The sequence below is a fragment of the Rhabdothermincola sp. genome, assembly GCF_036846205.1.
In the GTDB taxonomy this organism is placed as follows: Bacteria; Actinomycetota; Acidimicrobiia; order Acidimicrobiales; family Acidimicrobilacustridaceae; genus Rhabdothermincola.
This window is the reverse complement of the sequence record NZ_DAIUCK010000126.1, coordinates 1-7,358: the sequence shown is the minus strand read 5'-3', so window position 1 is coordinate 7,358 and position 7,358 is coordinate 1. Positions and strand designations below refer to the sequence as shown.

The following is a 7,358-nucleotide window of genomic DNA, read 5'->3' as shown; positions in this document are numbered from 1 at the left end:
GCTCGCGCAGGAATCGCTCGAGCTCGGCCGCGAGCTCGTCGCCGGTGGGGAGCCCTCCCTGGTCGGCGGCCTCCATCGCGTCGACGTGGTGCTCGAGCTGGCGCACCATCTCCAGGTGCTCCTCGCTGTTGGCCACCAGCGAGTCGATGCGGTCCCGGCTCGCCGCGGCCTCGGCCGCCAGGCCGCCCGGATCGAAGCGGAGATCGGCGATCCGGGCCAGACCCTCGATGAGCGCCAGCCCCGCGGCGGGATACGGCATCGCCGCGGCGTAGTGGGGGACCTGCGCCCACAACCCGACGGCGGGCAGGCCCACGTCCGCGCAGCGCCGCTCGATCGCCGCGTGCACCCCGGCCGGGACGTCGATCTGCCCGGGCACGAAGCCGACCAGCTCCGCCAGCTCAGCCGAGGTGGCGGTGGAGACCAGCTTGGTGGGCCGCGTGTGCGGCACCGGCGCCGGGTACGCCCCGAGCCCGACCACCAGCCGGCTCCCGAACTCGAGCGCCAGATCGACCACCGCCCGCGAGAAGGCTCGCCAGAGGTGGTCGGGCTCGGCACCGATCAGGAACAACGCCTCGTTGCCCTGGCGATCAGTGGTGGCCCGCAGCTCGATCGACGGCCAGCTCAGCCCGGTGTTCAGGCCGTCGACCAGGTGCATGGTGGGGCGCCGAGCGCGGTGATCGAGCAGCGCATCGCTGTCGAAGACGGCCACGGTCTCCATCTCGCTGGACTCCACGATCGCCGCCAGCGCCTGGGCCGCTCCGAGCCCCGCATCGATCCACCCGTCGAGCGCCAGCACGAACACCGGTGCGTCGAGGTCGGGTCGCTCGACCAGCTCGAACAGGCTCATTCGGCTCTCCCCGCGGCCTGCCGGGCGGCCTCGGCCAACGCCACGACCTGCTCGCCGAAGACGTCGAACGCGCCGGAGTCGCCACGGTCACCCATCGCCCCACCCTTGTAGCGGGCGTACACCCCCTCGATGATGCAGGCCAGCTTCCAGTACCCGAACGCCACGTAGAAATCGATCTGCGACAGGTCCCGACCCGAGCGCTGCGCGTACCGCTCGAGCAGCTCGGCCCTGGTGGGGAAGCCCTCGGCCGAGGTGGCGGCCGGCAGCCCGGAGTGGGTCGGCTCGCCGGGGTCGGCCCAGTACACCTGCAGGAGCCCGAGGTCCGCGAGCGGGTCGCCCAGGGTGCAGATCTCCCAGTCGAGCACGGCGACGACCGTGCCGTCCGGGCCGAGGAGGCAGTTGTCGAGCCGGTAGTCGCCGTGGACGATCGTGGCCGGCCCCTGCTCCGGGATGGCGCTCAGGAGATGCTCGTAGACCTCGTCCACCACCGGGACCTCGCGCAGCTTCGACTGCTGGAACTGCCCGTACCAGCGCTTCAGCTGCCGCTCGATGTAGCCCTCCTTGCGACCCAGATCCCCGAGGCCCACCGCGTCGACGTCGACGGCGTGGATGAGGGCCAGGGTGTCGATGAGCGACAGGCCCGCGGCCCGCCGCTGTTCGGGGCTCAGCCGCTCCGCCCCGGCGAGGTCGCGGACCACGGTGCCATCGATGTAGCCCATGACATAGAACGGCGCGCCGTTGACGGCGGGGTCGTCGCAGAACCCGACGACTGGGGGGACGGGCACCTCCGTCGGGCCCAGCGCAGAGAGGATCCGGTGCTCCCGACCCATGTCGTGCGCGGTGGCCAGGACCTGCCCCAGAGGCGGTCGCCGCAGCACCCACCGGACCCCGCCAGCGTCGGCTACCCGGAACGTGAGATTCGAGTGGCCACCGGTGATCAGCTCGAACGACAGCGGCGGAACGGCATCCGTGTGGCGCTCGAACCACGCCGTGACCCGCTCCGCATCGATGCCTTCGACCGTGGTGGTGTCGCTCACCCGTTCCCCTCCGGCGATCGGCCCGCACCTAGCGTGGCCCGTGCCGGGCCACGCTACCGGTTGTGCATGGTCAGCTCCTATCGTGGGTCCCCATGGCCATCGACGTGACGGATGCGAGCTTCGAGAACGACGTGGTCCGGCGATCCGAGCAGGTGCCCGTGGTCGTCGACCTGTGGGCCCCCTGGTGCGGGCCCTGCCGCACCCTCGGTCCCATTCTCGAGCGGGTGATCGACGAGACCGGCGGGGCGGTGGTGCTGGCGAAGGTCAACGTCGACGAGAATCCGCAGGTCTCGGCCGCGTTCCGGGTACAGGGCATCCCCGCCGTGTACGCCCTCAAGGGCGGCAAGGTGGTTGACGGGTTCATCGGCGCCCAGGGTGAAGCGGCCGTCCGTGAGTTCGTGAGCCGGCTCCTGCCGACGCCTGAGGAGTCCGAGATCGACCGGTTGGTCGCCGCCGGCGACGAGCCGTCCCTGCGGGCCGCGCTGGAGCGTGATCCCGACCACGCCGGCGCGATCCTGGCTCTGGCCGAGTTGCTCATCGGCGACGGCCGCTCGGAGGAAGCCCTGGAGCTGCTCGCCCGCCTGCCCGAGAGTGCGGAGACCCGCCACCTCGCGGCCCTCGCCCGCACCGGTGCCACGGGTGGCACGCTCGACGACATCGACGCCAAGCTCGAGGAGCTGCTCGACCGGGTGAAGGATGACGACGCCGCCCGGCAGGAGTACGTCGACCTGCTCGAGGTCCTCGGCCCCGACGATCCGCGCACCGCTCGCTATCGCAAGGCGCTCACCGCGCGCCTGTACTGACCCTTCCGTTCCCGGGCGTCACCCGCGTAGGGTGGCGCCGCCGTCTCTTCCCCCTCGTGTGACCCGCTGACGCGCGCTCGCCGCGCGCTCCGCAGGAGGACGAGACGTGGACCCGAACGACCGGTCCAGCCCCACCGAGGCCCTCGCCGCGCTGCGCGAGGCCTCGCAGCCGCCGCCATCGCCCGCATCCGACCTCCGCCGGCTGCTCGCAGCCTGGTGGTCGAGGGCGGGGACCGCGCGGGCAGGGACGGCGCGGGTCGCGACGGTGGCGATCGTGGTCGCGATCGGGTTGGCGGCTGGCGCCTGGTGGTGGCGGTCGTCCACCTACGGATCTGGCGAGGCGGGGTTTCCCCTGCCGAGCACGGTGGTGCCCTTCCAGCTCGACGTGGCAGCAGGGCCCACCTCGAGCGTGCCAGCGGAGATCGTGGTCCACGCGGCCGGAGCGGTGGCCCGCCCGGGGGTGTACCGCGTCGCGCCTGGCGCCCGGGTCGGCGATGTGCTCGAAGCCGCGGGAGGGGTCACCCCCGACGCCGACGTCGACCGGTTGAACCTCGCAGCGCCCCTCGCCGACGGCGTGCGGGTCTACGTGCCCCGCCATGGCGAGGAGAACCCGGCCGCGCCACTGGCTGCGGACTCCGGCGGCGGGCCCGCGGTCGGCGCCGCCGGGCCCGCTGGTGCGGCCGGCACCGGCGGCAAGCTCGATCTCAACACCGCCACCGCCGAGCAGCTCGAGACGTTGCCGGGTATCGGCCCGGCCACCGCGGCGGCGATCATCGAACACCGGGAGCGCAAGGGGCCGTTCCGCAGCGTCGACGCGCTGCTCGACGTGCGAGGCATCGGCCCGGCCAAGCTGGAGCAGATCCGCGACGCCGTGCGGGTGTGAGGCCTGGCCGGTGGTGGTCTCGGATCGGGTGGTGGTGCTGGGCGCCGTGGGGGTGGTGGCCGGCGCCTGGTGGGCGCCACCCTTGCCGGCGTTGGTCGCGGCTGGCGTGGTGACCGCGGCGGTCGTGGTGCGGCGCCCCTGGACCGCGGTGGTGGCGGTGGCGGTGCTCGCGGCGTGGCTGGGTGGACGGGCTGAGCTGGCCGCCAACGCCCCGGTGGCCGAAGGGCCGTTCGCCGGTGAGGTCACGCTGGTCCGTGACCCGGGGGAGGCGTCCGGCGCGGTGCGAGTCGAGGTGCGCGCCGGCTCCCGGCGCTTCGACGCCTGGGCTCGGGGCCGAGCGGGCGCAGCCATCCGTCCCCGGCTCGCCGGTGAACGCCTCTCGGTGCGGGGCCGGGTCGAGGCCGACGTGCCGAGCTGGCTGCGTCACCGGCACGTGGTGGGGAGGATGGAGATCACCGAGGTGATCGGCTGGCGCGACGGTGACCCCGCCTCCCGGCTGGCCAACGGCTTCCGCCGGGTGCTCGAGCGCGGTGCTGGGCACCTGGCCCCGGACTCCCGGGCCCTGTTCACCGGTTTCGTGTTCGGTGACGACCGAGGCCAGTCCCCGGCGGTGGCGGACGACTTCCGGGCTGCCGGCCTGACCCACCTGCTCGCGGTCTCCGGGCAGAACGTGGCCTTCGTGCTGGCGGTGGCCTCCCCGCTGCTGGCGCGGCTGTCGCTGCGGGGGCGGTTGGCGGCGACGCTGGTGCTGCTGGGGTTCTTCGCCCTGGTCACCCGGTTCGAGCCGTCGGTCCTTCGGGCCACGACCATGGCCGCGATCGCCGCCCTGTCCTCCACCGTGGGACGACCGGTCTCGGCGATCCGCACGCTGGCGGCCGCGGTGGTGGTGCTCGTGCTCGTGGATCCGTTCCTCGTCCATTCGGTGGGATTCGGGCTCTCGGTGGGCGCGGCGGCGGGGATCATCCTGCTGGCCCGGCCGATCGCGGGCGTGCTGCCCGGCCCACGGCCGCTGCGCGCTGCGCTCGCGGTCACGCTGGCGGCACAGCTCGGCGTGGCCCCCATCCTCGTGCCGACCTTCGGCGGGCTGCCCGTGGCCTCGATCCCGGCCAACCTGCTGGCCGAGCCGGTGGCCGGCGTGGTGATGATGTGGGGGCTCACCGCCGGGATCGTGGCCGGTCTGGTGGGCGGGCCGGTGGCCACCCTGCTGCACCTGCCCACGCAGGTGGGTCTGGGCTGGGTGGCCGCGGTGGCCCGCCAGGCGCGGGAGGTGCCCCTGGGTGAGCTCGATCTCCCGCTCCTGGCGGTCGCCGCCATCGCGGGCGCGCTGGCGATGCTTGCCAGTCGCGAGGGTCACACCAGGCTCGCCCGGGTGACGGCGGCGGTGGTGGTGCTCGCCGTGCTGGTGGTGCCGGCGCTCGGCCCGCACCGACCGCCGGCCCTGCGGAGCGAGCTCTCGGGCGTCGGGGAGCTGTGGCAGGTCCCGGTCCCCGGGGGTCGGGTGCGGGTGCTCGAGGTGGAGACCACCGCGTCCGCCGGTCGCGTGCTCGAGGCGTTGCGACGCAACGGCGTCCGCCACCTGGACCTGCTCATCACCCCGTCGGGAGGGAGCCGGGCGGCGGCCCTCGTGCACCAGATCGGCCGGCGGGTCGGCATCGCCCGCATCTGGGCCCCGGCGGAGCATCGGCTGGCCGGCGCCACCACCCCCGATCTCGGCGTCGTCGAGGCGCCGGGTGGCCTGCGCCTCGAGGTGCGGGCGGTCCGGCCACGCCTGGAGGTCGTCGTGTCCCTCGACCCGCCGGCGGCCGGCTGACGGGGCCGCCCGGCGGTGTAGCGTCCGCCGCATGGAGCTGGCGCTCGGCCCTCACCGCTACGACGTCACCCATCGGGCGCTGGTCATGGGGATCCTCAACCGCACGCCGGACTCGTTCTTCGACCAGGGGGCCTATTTCGCGTTCGACGAGTTCCTGCGCAAGGCCGACCAGCTCGTCGCGGAGGGCGCCGACCTGCTCGACGTGGGTGGGGTCAAGGCCGGCCCCGGTGAGGAGGTCTCCGAAGCGGAGGAGCTCGAGCGGGTGGTGCCGGCCATCGAGGCCCTCCGGGCCCGGTTCGATGTGCCGCTGTCGGTCGACACCTGGCGGGCATCCGTGGCGCGGGCGTGCTTCGAGGCCGGCGCGGTGGTGGGCAACGACATCAGCGGGTTCGCCGACCCCGACTACCTGCCGGTGTGTGCGGCAGCGGGCGCCTCGGTGGTGGCGACCCACATCCGGCTCGCACCCCGGGTGCCGGATCCCGAACCGCACTACGACGATGTCGTGGGCACCGTGTGCGAGATGCTGCGTGACCGGGCGGGTCGAGCCGAGCGGGCGGGCATCGCTCGGGAGCGGATCATGGTCGACGCCGGGCTCGACCTCGGCAAGACCGAGGAGCAGTCGCTGGTGCTGCTGCGGGCCTCCGATCGGCTGGCGGAGCTCGGGTACCCGGTGTTGCTCTCGGCGTCGAACAAGCGGTTCCTCTGGAAGCTGCTCGACGTCGACCGCACCCAGGCCTGGGCCGGCACCGTCGCCGCGCACGCGCTCGGGATCTCACTCGGGTGCCGGGTGCTGCGAGCTCACGACGTGCGGGCGGCCCGGCGGGTGGCCGACGTGATGGCCGCGGTCCTCGCCGCGGCGTGACCGGCGCCGTGGACGTGGACCTCGCCGCGCCGGTGTTCCTGGTGAAGGGCAGCGACGAGGTGCTGCTCGCCCAGGCGGTCGGTGACCTGGTGCGGGCGCTGGTCGGCGGCGGTGATCGGGAGCTGGTGGTCGACGAGTGGGACGCGGCGCGCTACGACACCGGTGACGGCCCCGACCTGGCGGGCGTGGTCGATGCCGCACGGACCCCGCCCTTCCTGACCGACCGACGAGTGGTGGTGGCCCGCCACACAGGCCTGTTCGGCACCAAGGACTCGGTCGGCCCCCTCGTCGACTACCTGACGTCCCCACTCGAGACCACCTCGCTGGTGATCGTGTGGGAGCGCGACCCGAAGCCGGGCGCCAAGCTCCCCGCGGTGCCCAAGGCGCTCGCGGACGCGGTGCGGGCCGCCGGCGGTGCGATCGTCGACACCGGCGTCGCCGACCGGGAGAAGGACCGCACGGCGTGGATCGACCGCCAGATCGCCGAGTCCGCGGTGAGGCTCGATGCCGGGGCCAGGCGGCTGCTCGTGGACCGGGTCGGAGGCGACCTGGGCCGAGTGCGCTCGGTGCTCGAAGCGCTGGTCTCGACGTTCGGCGCCGGCGCCCGACTCACCGCTGAGGACCTCGAGCCGTACCTGGGCGGAGCGGGTGAGCTGCCCACCTGGGAGCTCACCGACGCCATCGACCGCGGCGACATCCCCACCGCGCTCGACCGGTTGGCGCGCCTGCTGGCCGCCGGGCGTCATCCGCTGCAGATCATGGCCACCCTCCACGGTCACGTGGAGCGGATGCTGCGCCTGGAGGGTTCGGGGGTGGGTGACGAGAAGCAGGCTGCGGAGCTGCTCGGCTTGCGCGGGGGCAGCACCTTCCGGGCCCGCAAGGCTCTGGAGCAGGCCCGCCGGCTGGGACCGGAGCGGCTGCACGAGATGGTCGAGCTGCTCGCCCAGGCGGATCTCGACCTGCGGGGGGCGAAGGCCTGGCCCGACGAGCTGGTGATGGAGGTGTTGGTGGCCCGGCTGGCGGGGCGCAGCCGCCCGGCCGGCTCCCGGACCGGCTCGGGTCGCGGCTCGCGGTGATTGCGCCGCCCTCGGGCTATCGTGCCCCGGTTCCCCCACC

The 7,358-nt window shown here is 74.0% G+C and carries 7 protein-coding genes; 5 read left to right on the top strand and 2 right to left on the bottom strand.

Annotated features, from left to right (window positions below; translation table 11 throughout):
• Together V7004_RS14390 and V7004_RS14385 are read right to left on the bottom strand one after the other, a co-directional pair.
• On the bottom strand, positions 1-847 hold an 847-nt coding region (locus V7004_RS14390), incomplete at its 3' end, for a proteasome assembly chaperone family protein (protein ID WP_334144841.1).
• Positions 844-1,884 (bottom strand): phosphotransferase family protein, encoded by a 1,041-nt coding sequence (locus tag V7004_RS14385; protein WP_334144839.1) that lies wholly within the window; start codon positions 1,882-1,884, stop codon positions 844-846. The genes V7004_RS14385 and V7004_RS14390, both read right to left, overlap by 4 nt.
• 92 nt (positions 1,885-1,976) lie before the next feature.
• Here V7004_RS14385 and V7004_RS14380 point away from each other — a divergent pair, with 92 nt between their 5' ends.
• The 5 genes from V7004_RS14380 (at position 1,977) to holA (ending at position 7,318) form a co-directional block, all read left to right on the top strand.
• Entirely contained in the window at positions 1,977-2,687 is a 711-nt protein-coding gene (locus V7004_RS14380; protein ID WP_334144838.1) for a tetratricopeptide repeat protein, read from the top strand.
• A gap of 106 nt (positions 2,688-2,793) precedes the next feature.
• Positions 2,794-3,570 (top strand): helix-hairpin-helix domain-containing protein, encoded by a 777-nt coding sequence (locus V7004_RS14375; protein WP_334144836.1) that lies wholly within the window; start codon positions 2,794-2,796, stop codon positions 3,568-3,570.
• Between the two features lie 10 nt (positions 3,571-3,580).
• Positions 3,581-5,380 (top strand): ComEC/Rec2 family competence protein, encoded by a 1,800-nt coding sequence (locus V7004_RS14370; protein ID WP_334144835.1) that lies wholly within the window; start codon positions 3,581-3,583, stop codon positions 5,378-5,380.
• A 31-nt stretch (positions 5,381-5,411) separates the two neighbouring features.
• Positions 5,412-6,242 (top strand): dihydropteroate synthase, encoded by an 831-nt coding sequence (gene folP, locus V7004_RS14365; protein WP_334144833.1) that lies wholly within the window; start codon positions 5,412-5,414, stop codon positions 6,240-6,242.
• Positions 6,239-7,318 (top strand): DNA polymerase III subunit delta, encoded by a 1,080-nt coding sequence (holA, locus tag V7004_RS14360; RefSeq protein ID WP_334144832.1) that lies wholly within the window; start codon positions 6,239-6,241, stop codon positions 7,316-7,318. The genes folP and holA overlap by 4 nt, the downstream gene beginning before the upstream one ends.
• Positions 7,319-7,358: the final 40 nt, after the last annotated feature.